The organism is Rhizobium sp. SJZ105 (assembly GCF_007828365.1).
GTDB classification, from domain to species: Bacteria; Pseudomonadota; Alphaproteobacteria; order Rhizobiales; family Rhizobiaceae; genus Agrobacterium; species Agrobacterium tumefaciens.
On record NZ_VIUP01000007.1, the window covers coordinates 55,279 to 69,629 of the forward strand.

Below are 14,351 nucleotides of genomic sequence, written 5' to 3' on the forward strand. Positions count from 1 at the left end.
TTTGCCGCCCCGTCATTGCGTTTGAAAGGGAGTGACATAATGGGCGGTTATATTCTGGCGATCGATCAGGGGACGACATCGACAAGGTCGATGGTCTTTGATCGCGACATGCGGGTCATCGGTGTCGGCCAGCGAGAATTTCCGCAGCATTTCCCGGCCTCCGGCTGGGTCGAACACGATGCCGAGGATATCTGGAAAAGCGTGCTTGAAACAATCCGGCTGGCGCTTGCCGATGCCGGTATCTCCGCTTCCGATATCGAGGCGATCGGCATCACCAACCAGCGCGAAACGACTGTGCTGTGGGACCGTAATACGGGTGAGGCCGTGCATCGGGCCGTTGTCTGGCAGGATCGCCGTGCTGCACCAATTTGCGAGGATCTGAAACGAAGGGGGCTGGAGCCGCTCTTTTCGAAAAAGACCGGTCTGCTGCTCGACCCCTACTTTTCCGGCACGAAGCTGAAATGGCTTCTCGACAGCGTCAGCGGCCTTCGCGAAAAAGCCGTGAAGGGCGAAATCTGCTTCGGCACGGTTGACAGTTTCCTGATCTATCGCCTCACCGGCGGTCGCCGCCATGTGACCGACGCTACCAATGCCTCGCGAACGCTGATCTACAATATCGAGGACAATGCCTGGGATGACGAATTGCTGTCCATCCTCGACATTCCCCGCGCCATGCTGCCGGAGGTGCTTGATTGCGCTGCCGATTTCGGCGTAACGGACAAGGCGCTTCTGGGTGCGGAAATTCCGATCCTCGGCGTCGCCGGTGATCAGCAGGCTGCCGTTATCGGTAACGCCTGCTTCGAACCCGGCATGATGAAATCGACCTATGGCACCGGCTGCTTTGCGCTTCTCAATACCGGCACCGACCGGGTCGCCTCGACAAACCGGTTGCTGACGACCATTGCCTATCGCCTCGATGGCGTGACGACCTATGCGCTCGAAGGCTCGATCTTCATTGCCGGCGCCGCCGTGCAATGGCTGCGTGACGAGCTCGGTTTCATATCGGTCGCGTCTGAAGTCAGCGCGCTTGCCGAAAAGGCTGATCCCAAGCAGCGGGTTTATCTCGTGCCGGCCTTCACCGGCCTTGGCGCGCCCTATTGGGATGCCGAAGCGCGGGGCGCGATTTTCGGCCTGACGCGTGGCACCGGCCCTGCGGAGTTTGCCCGTGCGGCTCTCGAAAGTGTCGCCTATCAGACCTTCGATCTTCTGGACGCCATGCGCAACGACTGGGCGGGCGACAATGGCAAGACGGTGCTCCGGGTCGATGGCGGCATGGTTGCCTCGGATTGGACCATGCAGCGGCTGGCGGACATTCTCGCTGCACCGGTCGACCGGCCGGTATTTCTGGAAACCACCATTCTCGGTGCGGCATGGCTCGCAGCATCGCGCGCCGGCATCTGGCCGGACCGGGAGGCCTTTGCCGCCCATTGGAAACGGGATCGCCGTTTTCTGCCAGATATGGATGAGACTGAGCGTAAGAGCGCCATCGCGGGGTGGCGTGATAGTGTTGGCCGCTGCCTCTCGAAACGGGAAGATTGACGCAAGCAAGCGTCTTTTTTACGCAAAACTGCCCGGTGCGATGCTCTTGCTGGATACCAGATCGGAAAGGGCGCGTACCAGTTTTGTGTCCGCGCCCTTACTTGGCTGAAGCACGAATTCTACGTCTTCGAGCGCCGGCAGCACATCAGCCTCAATCTCCCTGAGGCCGGCTGGCGCCATGCTGCGCGGTTGCACGAGGATCCCCATGCCCGCCCTTGCGGCAGCGGTCAGTCCGCTAAGGCTGCCGCAGGTGCAGACGATCCGCCACGCGAGACCTGCCCGATCCAGCGCTTCCTGTGCCGCCTTTCGAGTAATGCTTGGCGGCGGAAAGGCGATCAACGGCAGGGCGTCCGGTTGGCTCAGCATTCGCTCCGGGTCACGCGCGAGCCATACCAGAGGTTCGCGGTACAGGAAGTGGCCGAGCTTATCACCGAGTCGACGTTTCGCGAGCACGACGTCCAACTCGCCATTATCCTGCATCTGGTAAAGCACGCCGCTCAGCGACACCGTCAGCTCCAGATCGACCAAGGGATAGAGGCGGATGAATTCTTCCAGAATGGCGGTGAGCCGGCTGGCGACGAAATCCTCGGAAACGCCGAGCCTTAAGCGCCCGCGCAGGCGGTTTTCGCTGAACAGCGATGAAACCCTGCTGTCGATCTCCAGCATATTGCGGGCATAACCGAGCAGCGCCTCGCCTTCGCCCGTCAGCTTCACCTGATGGGTGCTGCGCGCAATCAACCGACGGCCAAGTGCCGCCTCAAGCCGCTGAATATGCTGGCTGACGGTGGATTGGCCGATGCCCAGCCGCTCCGCAGCCAGCGTGAAGCTGCCGGTTTGCTGAAGCATCACGAAGCTGGCAAGATGTTGAAGGTTCAGCATTTATCTCATATCGTGATAACTGTTAGTCTTTGCATCCGAATTCATGATGAGCGATAGTATGGGATATTTCAAGAAAAACCGATGTCGGAAAGACCTCCCATGACCCGCTTCCTGCCTGACCGTTTCACCATGATGCTGGTGGCCACCGTGATCCTGGCTTCCCTTTTGCCGATCAGCGGACAGCCAGCGGTGTATTTCGGGCTTGCCACGAAACTGGCAATCGCATTGCTGTTTTTTCTCCACGGCGCGCGGCTGTCGCGGGATGTGGTGATTGCGGGTATCTTGCACTGGCGCCTGCACATGGCGATCCTTCTCGTCACCTTCGGCCTTTTCCCATTGCTGGGCGTGGCGATCGGTTTCATTCCCGAGAGCATTCTGCCGGCACCGCTTTATATGGGTGTGCTGTTTCTCTGCGTCCTGCCGTCGACGGTGCAATCGTCCATCGCCTTCACATCCATGGCAGGCGGAAACGTGCCTGCCGCGATCTGTTCAGCCTCCGCCTCGAATATTTTCGGCATGGTGCTGACGCCGCTGCTGGTCGGGCTGCTGTTCACGGTCGGTGGCCATGGTGGTGGATTTTCGCTGGATGCGTTCCTGCAAATCTTCCTGCAACTGCTCTTGCCCTTCATCGCCGGCCAGGTGCTGCAGCCGTGGATCGGTGACTGGATCAGGGCACGCAAGAAATTGCTGTCGCCGGTCGATCGCGGTTCCATCCTGATGGTGGTCTATCTTGCCTTCTCCGAAGCAGTTATCGAAGGCATATGGCAGACGTTTTCCGTGCGCGATATCGGCGTTGTCATCGGCATCAATATCGTTCTTCTGGCGCTTGTTCTCTGCGTGACGATGTTCGGCAGCCGGGCGCTCGGTTTCGACAAGGCGGATGAAATCACCATCACCTTCTGCGGGTCGAAGAAGAGCCTTGCCAGCGGCGTGCCCATGGCAGGAGCGATCTTCGCCGGCCAGAGCATCGGCGCAATCGTATTGCCAATCATGCTCTTCCATCAGATTCAGCTGATGGTCTGCGCAGTGCTGGCCCAGCGTTATGCCCGCAAGGCCCATGAAAAAGCAGCGATAACGGAAACTGTCGCTGCGGAAGGCGCGGCAGTATCCACCCGCTGAGGGCTGAATTTTCGGCAAACAAAAAACGGCCCCTTACGGGGCCGTTCGTTTGACATCCGGATCGGCTTAGTTGACCTGGGCTGGCGTGACCTGTGCTTCGATCGTCTTCGGCGCATCTGCGCTGTCGGAGGAGATCGCGATGCGGCGCGGTTTCATGGCTTCCGGAATATTGCGGACGAGATCGATGTGAAGCAGGCCATTCTTCAGGGAAGCGGTCTGGACTTCGACATGATCGGCCATCTGGAAGCGGCGTTCGAAAGCGCGCGTGGCAATGCCGCGATACAGGAACTCGCCTTCAGACGACTTCTCATCTGCAGCCTTCTCGGCTTTCACCGTCAGCGTATTGGCACGGGATTCTATGCTGAGTTCCGTTTCATCGAAACCTGCAACCGCCATGGTTATACGATAGGCGTTTTCACCCGTCCGCTCGATGTTATAGGGCGGATAGGACTGGGCCTGTTCGGGCTGGCCGAGGCCGTCGAGCATCGAAAAAAGACGGTCGAAACCGACGGTGGAGCGATAGAGGGGGGAAAAATCGACGTGACGCATGGTGTCCTCCTTATGAAGCGACTGTTTGCGGTTGATCCGGCGTCCCGTTCTGGCGACGGCCGGACATATGGCGCGGCCCCGTTCTGGCGGCCGCATGAATGAGATGGGAATGGCTTGGCGCTCCGTCAAGGGGGCGAATTAAAGCGGAAAGGGCGACAACAAGATGAACCATCGCTGAACATCCGGTTCCAGCATCGTTCAGTTTGAGAGCCATAAATATCCGTCATCGGAGACATGCTCCGTGGCAGAAGCAATAACGTCCCTTCTTCTTCTGTCCTATTCGCCGGAACCGCGACTGCTTTAACCGACGGTTCCGGCAATTTTTTCTTTGACCTTCCGCCGCCGCCGACCTATCCCGAAAAGGCAGAGAAGCCGGAAAAGACCGATGATCGAAGCCACATTGCGCGAGAGCGAAGACAACCCGGTTCCCGGCAACCATACCGTCGGTTATTTCACCGGCCACGGCGGCAAACAGCTTCGATACGCGATCTTCCGCGCCAGCCGACACATTGCGCGCGGAACCGTGGTTCTGCTGCATGGTCGCAACGAATGTATCGAGAAATATCTCGAGACCGTCAGCGATCTGACGGCCATGGGATTCTGGGTCGCGACCTTCGATACGCGCGGGCAGGGCGGTTCCGAACGGCTGCTGAAGAAGCCAGGCGCCGGGCATGTACGACGTTTTTCCGACTACAAGCGCGATATAAGTTTGTTTCTCGAACAGGTGGTGCTGCCGGATACCCGGCTGCCATTCTTCATGATCGCGCATTCAACCGGCGCACTTGCAGCACTGGCCGCAGCACCCGGCCTGTCGAACAGGATCGACCGTCTGGCGCTTTGTTCGCCCTTTATCGAGCTGGACAGCCAGCAATCCGTTCCTTCGTCCGTCATCCGGCTGGTCGCGACCGCTTTAAGCCTGTTGGGTCTTGGAAAGCTTCAGCTCGGCAGGGATCAGCGCGAACGGGATTTCGATGGCAACCCGCTGACCTCTGACGCCAGACGTTTTGCCAGAAATCTTGCGCTGCATCGGCAATTTCCGGAACTCTTCATCGGCGCACCGACAGCGCGATGGGTTTATGAAGCGCTGAAAACGATGGGTCGGGTGACCCGTCAGGACCATCTGACGGACATAACCATTCCCACCCTCATTCTTGCGCCGATGCTGGATACGATCACGCCCTATAAGGCGCAGGAGGAACTCTCGCGCAACTTCCGCGCGGCGCAGCTTCTTCCCATAACCGGTGCTCGCCATGAATTGCTGCATGAGCGCGACGTTTTCCGCAAACAGGCGCTGGCGGCCATTGACGCCTTTTTCGCGCCGGAATGACGCGGCGATGACGGGGATGGCGCGGTTTGCGCCATCCCCGTCAGTCGTACCATCTACAGTTTTGAAAGAATGGCGAGCGCTTGTTCGTGCACGGCTTTGGAACCGGCTGCCAGAATGCGGCCGCCATTTTCCGGACGACCCCCATCCCAGGTGGTGATAATGCCACCTGCCTGTTCGATCACCGGAATGAGCGCGCCGACATCATAGGGCTTCAGGCCCGATTCGATCACCAGATCGACATGGCCGGCGGCAAGCAGGCAATAGGCGTAACAATCCACGCCATAACGGAAAAGGCGAACCTGATCCTGCACCTTGTCGTAAAGGGGCTTTTCTTCCGCCGTGAAGATATGGGGTGTCGTGGTGAACAGCACAGCATCCGACAGCGAAGCGCATTCGCGCGTGCGGATCTTGCGTTCACCATCCGGCCCGAAATACCATGCGGCCTCGCCGTCGGCGAAATAACGCTCTTTCGTGAAGGGCTGATCCATGATGCCCATCGAAGCGCGACCGGCCGACTGGAAGCCGATCAGCGTGCCCCAGACCGGCACGCCGGAAATGAAGGCGCGTGTGCCGTCAATCGGATCGATAACCCAGATATGTTCGCGATCGAGACCGACATTGCCGTGTTCTTCACCAAGAATGCCGTGTTGCGGGAAACGTGCCTCGATGAGGGCGCGAATGGCGCTTTCTGCTGCCTGATCGCCTTCCGTCACCGGGTCATAGCCGCCGTCCTCCTTGTTGGTGACGGCAATGCCTGTGCGGAAGCGGGGAAGCGTTTCAGCGCTGGCGGCTTCGGCAAGTTTGAAGAAGAAATCCCGGTCGGGCAGCATGCGAAACCTCATTGCCTGAATTATTGGGCCTGAACTGTATGGCGAAATGCATAGACCGGAATTGCACCCGCCGTCCACACGTACGGATGCAAGCAAGGCCGATTCCAAATTTTCAGCATAAGCCTAAAAAAAGTGCATAAAATAAAATGATTGACAATTGTGCATATAATGCGTAGCGTGATCCTGCAGTCTTTGACTGTAAATACCCTCCTTGGGTGTTTCCTCCCTAGACTTGACCGCGCCAAGGCGCGGTTTTTTTTGCCCGGAGCGTGGCCAGGCGGTTTGGAACAGAGATCTGAAATATCCTGGAATTTGATGTGTTATTCGGCGGCGAGCGAGGTTTCGATCGCGTATTCCGAAACGAAAACGCCGAGCTGGCGCATGAAGATTTCAAGCGATGCCTGAATGGCGGGAAAATCTGCTTTCTTCGAAAGCGTTTTTTCATCGACGTACAGCGCCCGATTGACCTCGATCTGGAGCGCGTGAAGAGAGCGGATCGGTCGGCCGTAATGTTCCGTGATGAAGCCGCCGGCATAGGGCTTGTTGCAGACCGCAACGAAACCCAGTTCTTCAAGAAAATGCAGAGCGGCGCGGGAGACCTCCTGGGAAGCACTGGTGCCGTAGCGATCGCCTATAATGACATCCGGCCGCAGGTTCGAGCCGGCAACGCGGATATTGCCCGGCATCGAATGGCAATCGATCAGTACCGCCATGCCGAAATTGGCGTGGGTGCGTGACAGCAGCCGGCGCAGGCAGGCGTGGTAGGGTTTGTAAATCGTCTCGATCCGTGACAGCGCCTCGTCCACCGGCAGGCGGTTGGCATAGATGTCCATATTCTCAGCGACGATACGGGGTACCGTTCCCAGGCCGCCGGCAACCCGCATGGAGCCGATATTGGCGTAGGGAGGCAGAGTGCCTTCGAACATGCGCGGATCAAGCTCGTAGGGCTCGCGATTGACGTCGAGATACGCGCGGGGAAAATTGGCTTTCAGCAGCGGCGCACCGATGTCGGGCGCAGCGGCGAACAGCTCGTCAACGAAATGATCTTCCGAGCGCCGGATCTCGTGCGAATCAAGCCGCGCCGATTCCAGAAAGGAGATGGGGTAACAGCGACCGCTATGGGGTGAATTATAGACGAATGGCAGGGTTTGAACGGCAGGTTCCGTTACTTCGAACAGCTCGTATTCACCCGTTATCCAGTCCATTCAGTGCCATTTACCATGTCGTAAACTATCAGGATGTTCATGTTGCCAGTTACGGTGCGGCAAGTCCATACTATCGACCATGCAGCGCTATACCGATTCTTGTGTTCACATGATATTTACCGTGAAAATCCTATAATCGGGCTAGGGTATCTCAAACATTGAGCAGTTACGGTCACTTATGATGAATCAGAAAATTCTTCTCGCTGAAGACGATAACGATATGCGCCGCTTTCTCGTCAAGGCGCTGGAAAAAGCCGGTTACAAGGTTTCTTCCTTCGACAATGGCGCAAGCGCTTACGACCGGCTTCGCGAAGAGCCTTTCTCGCTGTTGCTGACAGATATCGTCATGCCCGAAATGGATGGCATCGAGTTGGCCCGGCGCGCGACTGAACTCGACCCCGACCTGAAAGTCATGTTCATCACCGGCTTTGCGGCCGTCGCGCTGAACGCCGATTCGAAGGCTCCAAAGGATGCCAAGGTGCTTTCCAAGCCGTTCCATCTTCGCGATCTGGTGGATGAGGTCAACAAACTCCTTGTGGCGTAAGGGGTCTCAAAAAACCTTCACAAAACCGAAAAAAAGCAGTTGACGCATGAACCGGTTTTGTGGTCTATCCGCCGCCACGGAGGGCGTGTAGCTCAGCGGGAGAGCACTACGTTGACATCGTAGGGGTCACAGGTTCAATCCCTGTCACGCCCACCATCCGAATTCTTAAATATCAAGGCCTTGCGAGAAATCGCAGGGCCTTTTTGCATAGTGGCCTCAGTGTCAATCGAACCTGTCCCCTATGGAGTATGCGTCAACGGTCCCATCACAGGAACACGCTGCGACACCGTCATAAGTACCACTCCAACTAGGGCAAACAGGATCGGCAGGAGGACTTAGCGGCCTTCCATGAGGCATGGACATGGAGGAGGGCGTGATGAACCGAAGCGTTTGCGCGCTACCCGCCATTTGGCGTCCTGAGTGCATCGCGCCTTGCCATCCCTTGGTCTTAAGACATCCGACTGCCGCCAGCTGATTGGTATAGGCAAGCTGATTGACTGCCTATTCGATCCGCGGAGTTCGCTCGAGCGACGGGCTATCCTGTAGGCAGCCTCCAAACTATCCATGCGCTCCGCAATAAATTTCACTCAAAAAAATAAAATGCAAACCGGATTGACGCTTACCCGGTTTCCCGATATCTCAAACGTCATGCAATAAATTACACGACTTAAAATTTATTGCGGATTGGTCATTGTCCTTGGGAGGGGAATATGTTGGCTTTTCTGAAATCGACCGTTGCCGCGGGTGTTTTAGCCTTGGCGATTTCCGCAGGCGCCGGCTCTCAGGCCGCTGCTGCGGGCAAATTCGCCTGTGAACCGGGCGAGACCTATGTGATGAACGTCATGGTTTCCAGCCACCCCTATTGGGTGCCGGTCTTTGAAGGTTTCAAGCAGGCCGCGAAGGCCTTGGGCTGCGAGGCCGTTTTCACCGGCACGCCCGAATACGACATCACCAAGCAGATCGCGTCCTTCGAGCAGGAACTGGTGAAGAAGCCGAAGGGTATATTGCTGCATCCGATGCAGGCCGATCCCTTTATCGAGCCTATCAACAAGGCGATCGACTCCGGTGTTTCGGTGACGACTTTTGCGGCGGATTCGCCGAAGTCGAAACGCACCGCCTACATCACCTCGGACAATGTTGCCGAGGCGAAATTTGCGGCTGACGAGATCGTCAAGAAGCTGGGCAAGAAGGGCGAATATGCCGTTCTCGAAAATCCGGGCCAAAGCAACCATGATCTGCGCGTCACCGCACTGATCGATTACATGGGGCGCACCTATCCGGAAATGAAGCTCGTCGGCCGCCAGGCGACCAACCAGGATGCAAACATCGCCTATCAGGCGGTGGGTGCCCTGTTGCAGGCCAACCCCAATCTAGGCGCATTGTGGATTCCTGAAGCCGGTTCGGCTGAAGGTGCAACGACCGCTGTTCTCGAGGCCAAGAAGAAGGTCCTGATCCTGCATGCGGATATTACCCCGGCGACGCTGGAGCACATCAAGCAGGGCAACATCTACATGTCCATCAATCCCAATCAGGGCGTTCAGGGCTTCATGGGTTTCATGAACACCTTTCTGGGTGCCCATTCGGATCTGATCGACCCCTTCAACGACTACAAGGTATCGGGCTTCAACCCGATGCAGGTGCCTTCGATGGACAATGGTTTCGCCGTGATTACCAAGGCGAACGCCGCTTCCTTTGATCTCAATGACTATATGAAGGGGCGCTGACGCGCCGCCCTGAAACAGGCGAGGTTTACGCCTCGCCGGCAAAGGGGAGCCACGTTCGGGAGGGGCGTTATGGGCGAGGTCATCCTCAACATGACGAATATTCACAAGGCGTTCGGGCCCGTGCGGGCGTTACGCAGTGCTGCCTTTGAGCTGCGGCGGGGAGAAATCCATGCGCTCGCGGGTGAAAACGGCGCCGGTAAATCGACGCTGATGCATATTATCGATGGCATTTTGCAGCCCGATGGCGGCGAAATCCTGCTGGACGGCAAACCGGTCAAAATATCCTCGCCCAATGCGGCGAACCGGCTCGGTATCGGTTTCGTGCATCAGGAGATTGCGCTTTGCCCGGAAATTTTGGTTGCCGAAAACATGTTCATGTCGGAGACCGGCCAAAGCAAATCCTGGTTCATGAATTATCGCGATCTTGGCAAGCGGGCGGCAACCATCCTCAAGGAAATCGGCGATATCGATCCCGCCAGCCGCGCCGGTGATCTGTCGATTTCGCAACAGCAGATCGTCGAGATTGCCAAGGCGCTGACGCTGGACTGCCGTATCCTGATCCTTGATGAGCCGACGGCGGCTTTGACCGAAACCGAGGCCCAGACCCTTTTCCGGATCATGCACCGGTTGGCGGAACGCGGGATTGCGATCATCTATATCTCGCACCGGATGGCGGAGATTTTTGAGCATTGCGACCGCATCACGGTGATGCGCGACGGTTGCCACATCAGGACGGAGAATATCTCGGAGATTTCCCCGGAGGAAGTCGTCAACAGCATGGTGGGACGGGTGCTCGATAAGCTCTACCCACCGAAACTTGCAGAAGAAGAGAAATCGAGTGACGTCATTCTCTCTGTTCGGGGACTGAACGAGGGAAAGCGCGTTTTCGATGTCGATTTCGATCTGCGCCGGGGCGAAATCCTCGGGCTCGCCGGCCTGATCGGCGCAGGGCGAAGCGAAATTGTCCGTGCGGTCTGCCGGCTGGAGGGAAAACCAAAAGGCGAGGTCACGTTGCGCGGCCGGCCGCTGAGGCTCAATGACTATCGCGACAGCATTCGGGAGGGGCTGGTCTATCTGTCGGAAGACCGCAAGGGCAACGGGCTGTTTCTCAACATGTCCATTGCCGCGAATGTCTCGGCGCTCGATGTCGGCAGGATATCAAACGGCATGGGCTTTATCGAACGGCGCAAGGAAATGAAGCGCGCCGACGAGTTGGGACGCCGGCTGAAATTGCGGGCAAACAGCGTCGGTGACGCTGTCTCTACCTTGAGCGGCGGCAACCAGCAGAAGGTGGCACTGGCAAAGATGCTGTCGGTGGAGCCACAGGTCGTCTTTCTCGACGAGCCGACACGCGGGGTGGATGTGGGCGCAAAGGCCGAAATCCACCGCCAGATCCGGGAACTGGCACGCGAGGGTGTGGGCGTGATCGTCATATCCTCTGAATTGCCGGAACTCATCGGTGTCAGCGACCGCGTACTGGTCGTGCGCGAGGGGCGCATTGCCGGCGAGGTTGAGGGTGAGGACATGACGGAAGAAAAGATCATGCAGCTTGCATCGATCAATATTGCAGAGAGCCCGGCAGGGGCCTGAGGGAGCGGGAAAATGGCAACATCGGAAACACCTTCGGGCATTGCAGAAGTGGCGGTTCGCCGCACAGGCTGGTGGGAACCGGCGCTCAAGGCACGGGAAACCGGACTTATCGTCATCATCCTCGCCCTTTTCGCGGTGATGTCTTTCATATCCCCGTATTTCCTGACGGTCGACAATCTGCGGGCCATGGCGATGGTTTTCGCCATCGAAAGCATCGTCGTGGTCGGCATGACGATCCTGTTAATCTCGGGCGGCATTGATCTATCCGTCGGTTCCGTCACGGCGCTTGCGATGGTTGCGGCTGGCTGGCTATTCCTCAACGGTGTCGATCCCTGGGTCGCGGCCGGGCTGGCAATCTGCCTCACCACATTGGTCGGCATGGCCATGGGATTTCTGACAACGGTCATCGGCCTGCATCACTTCATCGTATCGCTCGGCGTCATGGTGATTGCGCGCGGCGTCTGCCTGCTAGCAACGGGCGGCCGGCCGCTCGGTCTCTACTCGCTGCCGCCGGAATTCAAATTCATCGGCCAGGGCGCGCTTGGCGGCATTCCGCTGGTGCTGATCATATTCGCGGTGGTGGTCGTCTGCTTCGATCTCTTGCTGCGGCGTACGACGGCATTCCGTAAGGTGTTCTATACCGGCAGCAATCCGAAAGCGGCGGCTTATTCCGGCATCCGCGTCGGCCGGGTGGTGTTTGCCACCACCACACTTTGTTCGATGCTGTGCGGTGTCGCAGGCGTGATCTACATGGCCCGCTTCGGGTCAGCACAGCCGAGCTTCGGAGTCGGCATGGAACTTAACGTGATTGCAGCCGCGGTCATCGGTGGCGCCAGCCTTTCGGGCGGCTCGGGCACCATTCTAGGCGCAATCCTCGGGGCGATCCTTCTGTCGGTCGTTTCCAGTTCGCTTGCCTTGCTCAATGTGTCTGTCTACTGGCAGGACATCATCAGGGGAAGCATATTGCTGACGGCGGTCCTGTTCGACCACTATCTTGTAAAGCGTCGCCGCTGAGCGCCTGTGGTAATTGGAGAGATATGATCATGCTGGATACCAAGGACGATTTCGATCAACAGAGGCAGATGTACTCCGTCCTGGTGCTGCATTTCATCGAGGGCGTGAAGCAGTCGGAAATTGCCGAGCGGCTCAATCTCTCCCACACCAAGGTGAACCGCATGATAGCGGCGGGCCGCAAGGCAGGCATGGTAAAGATCACTATCGCCAGTCCCTATCAGAGGCTGGTGGACCTCGAAAACGAGATCACACGTCGCTTCGGCCTCAGACAGTCGGTGGTGACACCGACGGTGTCCGACAATCCGGAAACCGCGCTGCAGATGGTCGGACGCGTGGCCGCCAACCACTTGCTGGAGACGATCCGCGACGGCGACGTGATTGCGATTACCGGCGGCAAGGCGGTGAGCGCCGTCGTCGATAATCTGGAGGCGGAGCGCCGTTTCGATGTGCGGGTAGTGCCGCTGACCGGGGGTGTGCAGGGCAAGCATTATACGGATGTCAATCATCTGGCCACGCAACTGGCGGAAAAGCTCGGCGGCAGCGCGTCGCTCATTCATGCGCCGCTATTTGCCGAGGATGAGGAACAGCGTGATCTCCTGATGAATGTCGCTTCGATCCGCGAAGTGTTCGACTTAGCGCGACAGGCGCAGGTGGCGCTGGTTGGCATCGGTTCCGTGGAGGCGCCCGGTTCCGGTTATTACGATCTGCTGCCGGATGCGGCCCGTGGCGGGCAGGCGCTGGTGGATGCGGGCATTGCCGGGGAATTCCTTGCCCATCTCACCATGGCGGATGGGCAGCTGGCGCGGATCGATCTCAACTCGCGCGTGGTGGCGCTGGACCCCGGGCAGCTTGCCCGGTGCCCGAACATCATCGGCGTGGCGGCCGGGGCCATCAAGGCCGGACCGGTGGCAGCCACGCTTGCCGGCCGCTATCTGACCTCGCTCGTCGTGGACGAGGCGATCGCCGGCTATTTACTGGATCAGGAAGAGGGGGAAACTTCGTGACGGACAATTCAATATTGACCCGGACGATTGGCGGCAGCGGTATCAGCGCATCAGCCGTGGGGCTGGGCACTTGGGCCATCGGCGGCTGGATGTGGGGCGGCACCGACGAGCGGCAATCCATCGCCGCTATCCAGGCCTCCATCGATGCGGGCATTTCCCTGATCGATACCGCGCCGGCCTATGGCATGGGGCTTGCGGAAACCATCGTCGGCAAGGCGATTGCCGGCCGGCGCGACAAGGTGGTGCTGGTCACCAAATGCGGGCTGGTCTGGCATGTGAACGAGGGCGCCTATTTCTTCCACCAGGATGGCAAGCCCGTTCACCGTTATCTCGGCGCCGCTTCGATCCGGCATGAGGTCGAAGAGAGCCTGAAGCGGCTCGGAACCGACTATATCGACCACTATGTCACCCACTGGCAGGATGCGACGACGCCGATTGCCGAGACGGTGGAAACGCTTGTGCGCCTGAAGGACGAAGGCAAGATCCGTTCGATCGGCGCGAGCAACGTCTCGCCGGAGGATTTGGTAGCCTATATCGCCACCGGCGCGCTGGATGCCATCCAGGAAGAATATTCAATGGTGCGGCGGGACATCGAGACGACACTTCTGCCGCTTTGCCGCACGAGTGCTGTTTCGGTCCTGAGCTACTCGTCGCTGGCGCTCGGTCTTCTGTCCGGCAAGGTCGGACCTGAACGGGTTTTTGCAGGGGATGATCAGCGCAAGGGCAATCCGCGTTTCAGCCAGGCAAACCGCGAGAAGATCGCGCGGCTGACGCGGCGTCTGGAGCCGGTGGCCGAAGCGCATGGGGCGTCGATTGCGCAGGTCGTGATTGCCTGGACGATTGCCCAGCCCGGCATAACATTCTCGCTGTGCGGGGCGCGCGATCCGGCTCAGGCGGTTGAAAACGCTGCTGCGGCCCGCCTGCGCCTCGCGGAAAATGAACTGGCTCTCATCAGCGTCGGCGTTGCCGAGCATCTCGTGGGGCTCGATGCGTAAATCATGTAGCTGAGACGGGGCTTCAGGCGAAT

Annotated in this window: 13 protein-coding genes and 1 tRNA gene; 10 read left to right on the forward strand and 4 right to left on the reverse strand. The window is 58.5% G+C overall.

The genetic code is table 11. From position 1 onward, the window contains the following. The first annotated feature begins 39 nt into the window (after positions 1-39). Positions 40-1,539, forward strand: coding sequence for a glycerol kinase GlpK (gene glpK, locus FB593_RS19535; RefSeq protein ID WP_003511578.1), 1,500 nt, complete (start codon positions 40-42; stop codon positions 1,537-1,539). Between the two features lie 18 nt (positions 1,540-1,557). On the opposite strand, the gene FB593_RS19540 is transcribed toward glpK, so the two are convergent. Next, positions 1,558-2,418 carry a LysR substrate-binding domain-containing protein gene (locus tag FB593_RS19540; RefSeq protein ID WP_065704488.1) on the reverse strand — a complete coding sequence of 287 codons (861 nt, stop codon included), beginning with the start codon at positions 2,416-2,418 and terminating at the stop codon, positions 1,558-1,560. A 99-nt stretch (positions 2,419-2,517) separates the two neighbouring features. Here FB593_RS19540 and FB593_RS19545 point away from each other — a divergent pair, with 99 nt between their 5' ends. Beyond that, on the forward strand, positions 2,518-3,537 hold the full coding sequence (locus FB593_RS19545; protein WP_025595317.1) for a bile acid:sodium symporter family protein: 1,020 nt from the start codon (positions 2,518-2,520) through the stop codon (positions 3,535-3,537). A 66-nt stretch (positions 3,538-3,603) separates the two neighbouring features. Here the strand turns inward: FB593_RS19545 and hspL are convergent, their stop codons facing one another. Then, positions 3,604-4,086 carry a heat shock protein HspL gene (gene hspL, locus FB593_RS19550; RefSeq protein WP_003511572.1) on the reverse strand — a complete coding sequence of 161 codons (483 nt, stop codon included), beginning with the start codon at positions 4,084-4,086 and terminating at the stop codon, positions 3,604-3,606. Between the two features lie 385 nt (positions 4,087-4,471). Between hspL and FB593_RS19555 the strand changes: the two genes are divergently transcribed. Continuing rightward, the gene (locus FB593_RS19555) at positions 4,472-5,413 is read left to right on the forward strand and encodes an alpha/beta fold hydrolase (protein WP_065704486.1); all 942 of its coding nucleotides are present in this window, start codon (positions 4,472-4,474) and stop codon (positions 5,411-5,413) included. A gap of 53 nt (positions 5,414-5,466) precedes the next feature. Here FB593_RS19555 and hisN read toward each other — a convergent pair whose 3' ends face one another. Both hisN and FB593_RS19565 read right to left on the reverse strand, forming a co-directional pair. Continuing rightward, on the reverse strand, positions 5,467-6,243 hold the full coding sequence (gene hisN, locus FB593_RS19560) for a histidinol-phosphatase (RefSeq protein ID WP_003511569.1): 777 nt from the start codon (positions 6,241-6,243) through the stop codon (positions 5,467-5,469). 320 nt (positions 6,244-6,563) lie between these two features. Continuing rightward, positions 6,564-7,448 (reverse strand): N-formylglutamate amidohydrolase, encoded by an 885-nt coding sequence (locus FB593_RS19565; RefSeq protein WP_065704484.1) that lies wholly within the window; start codon positions 7,446-7,448, stop codon positions 6,564-6,566. Between the two features lie 181 nt (positions 7,449-7,629). Here FB593_RS19565 and cpdR point away from each other — a divergent pair, with 181 nt between their 5' ends. The 7 genes from cpdR to FB593_RS19600 all read left to right on the forward strand — a co-directional run bounded on the left by cpdR (position 7,630) and on the right by FB593_RS19600 (position 14,319). Next, positions 7,630-7,992, forward strand: coding sequence for a cell cycle two-component system response regulator CpdR (gene cpdR / locus FB593_RS19570; RefSeq protein WP_003497910.1), 363 nt, complete (start codon positions 7,630-7,632; stop codon positions 7,990-7,992). 81 nt (positions 7,993-8,073) lie between these two features. After that, a tRNA-Val gene (locus FB593_RS19575) sits at positions 8,074-8,148 on the forward strand. Between the two features lie 554 nt (positions 8,149-8,702). After that, positions 8,703-9,716 carry a substrate-binding domain-containing protein gene (locus tag FB593_RS19580; RefSeq protein WP_065704482.1) on the forward strand — a complete coding sequence of 338 codons (1,014 nt, stop codon included), beginning with the start codon at positions 8,703-8,705 and terminating at the stop codon, positions 9,714-9,716. Positions 9,717-9,785: 69 nt separating this feature from the next. Continuing rightward, entirely contained in the window at positions 9,786-11,306 is a 1,521-nt protein-coding gene (locus FB593_RS19585; protein WP_065704480.1) for a sugar ABC transporter ATP-binding protein, read from the forward strand. Positions 11,307-11,318: 12 nt separating this feature from the next. Further along, complete coding sequence (locus FB593_RS19590) at positions 11,319-12,320, forward strand: ABC transporter permease (protein WP_003511562.1); 1,002 nt, start codon at positions 11,319-11,321, stop codon at positions 12,318-12,320. Between the two features lie 29 nt (positions 12,321-12,349). After that, a complete protein-coding gene (locus FB593_RS19595; protein WP_038494403.1) occupies positions 12,350-13,324 on the forward strand; it encodes a sugar-binding transcriptional regulator in 975 nt (324 codons plus the stop codon). Beyond that, positions 13,321-14,319, forward strand: coding sequence for an aldo/keto reductase (locus tag FB593_RS19600; protein WP_065704478.1), 999 nt, complete (start codon positions 13,321-13,323; stop codon positions 14,317-14,319). The genes FB593_RS19595 and FB593_RS19600 overlap by 4 nt, the downstream gene beginning before the upstream one ends. Positions 14,320-14,351 lie beyond the last annotated feature (32 nt).

Excerpts from the sequence above, each read along its gene's own strand:
- glpK (WP_003511578.1), top strand. The coding sequence starts at position 40 with ATGGGCGGTTATATTCTGGCGATCGATCAGGGGACGACATCGACAAGG.
- FB593_RS19540 (WP_065704488.1), bottom strand. The coding sequence starts at position 2,418 with ATGCTGAACCTTCAACATCTTGCCAGCTTCGTGATGCTTCAGCAAACC.
- FB593_RS19545 (WP_025595317.1), top strand. The coding sequence starts at position 2,518 with ATGACCCGCTTCCTGCCTGACCGTTTCACCATGATGCTGGTGGCCACC.
- hspL (WP_003511572.1), bottom strand. The coding sequence starts at position 4,086 with ATGCGTCACGTCGATTTTTCCCCCCTCTATCGCTCCACCGTCGGTTTC.
- FB593_RS19555 (WP_065704486.1), top strand. The coding sequence starts at position 4,472 with ATGATCGAAGCCACATTGCGCGAGAGCGAAGACAACCCGGTTCCCGGC.
- hisN (WP_003511569.1), bottom strand. The coding sequence starts at position 6,243 with ATGCTGCCCGACCGGGATTTCTTCTTCAAACTTGCCGAAGCCGCCAGC.
- FB593_RS19565 (WP_065704484.1), bottom strand. The coding sequence starts at position 7,448 with ATGGACTGGATAACGGGTGAATACGAGCTGTTCGAAGTAACGGAACCT.
- cpdR (WP_003497910.1), top strand. The coding sequence starts at position 7,630 with ATGAATCAGAAAATTCTTCTCGCTGAAGACGATAACGATATGCGCCGC.
- FB593_RS19580 (WP_065704482.1), top strand. The coding sequence starts at position 8,703 with ATGTTGGCTTTTCTGAAATCGACCGTTGCCGCGGGTGTTTTAGCCTTG.
- FB593_RS19585 (WP_065704480.1), top strand. The coding sequence starts at position 9,786 with ATGGGCGAGGTCATCCTCAACATGACGAATATTCACAAGGCGTTCGGG.
- FB593_RS19590 (WP_003511562.1), top strand. The coding sequence starts at position 11,319 with ATGGCAACATCGGAAACACCTTCGGGCATTGCAGAAGTGGCGGTTCGC.
- FB593_RS19595 (WP_038494403.1), top strand. The coding sequence starts at position 12,350 with ATGCTGGATACCAAGGACGATTTCGATCAACAGAGGCAGATGTACTCC.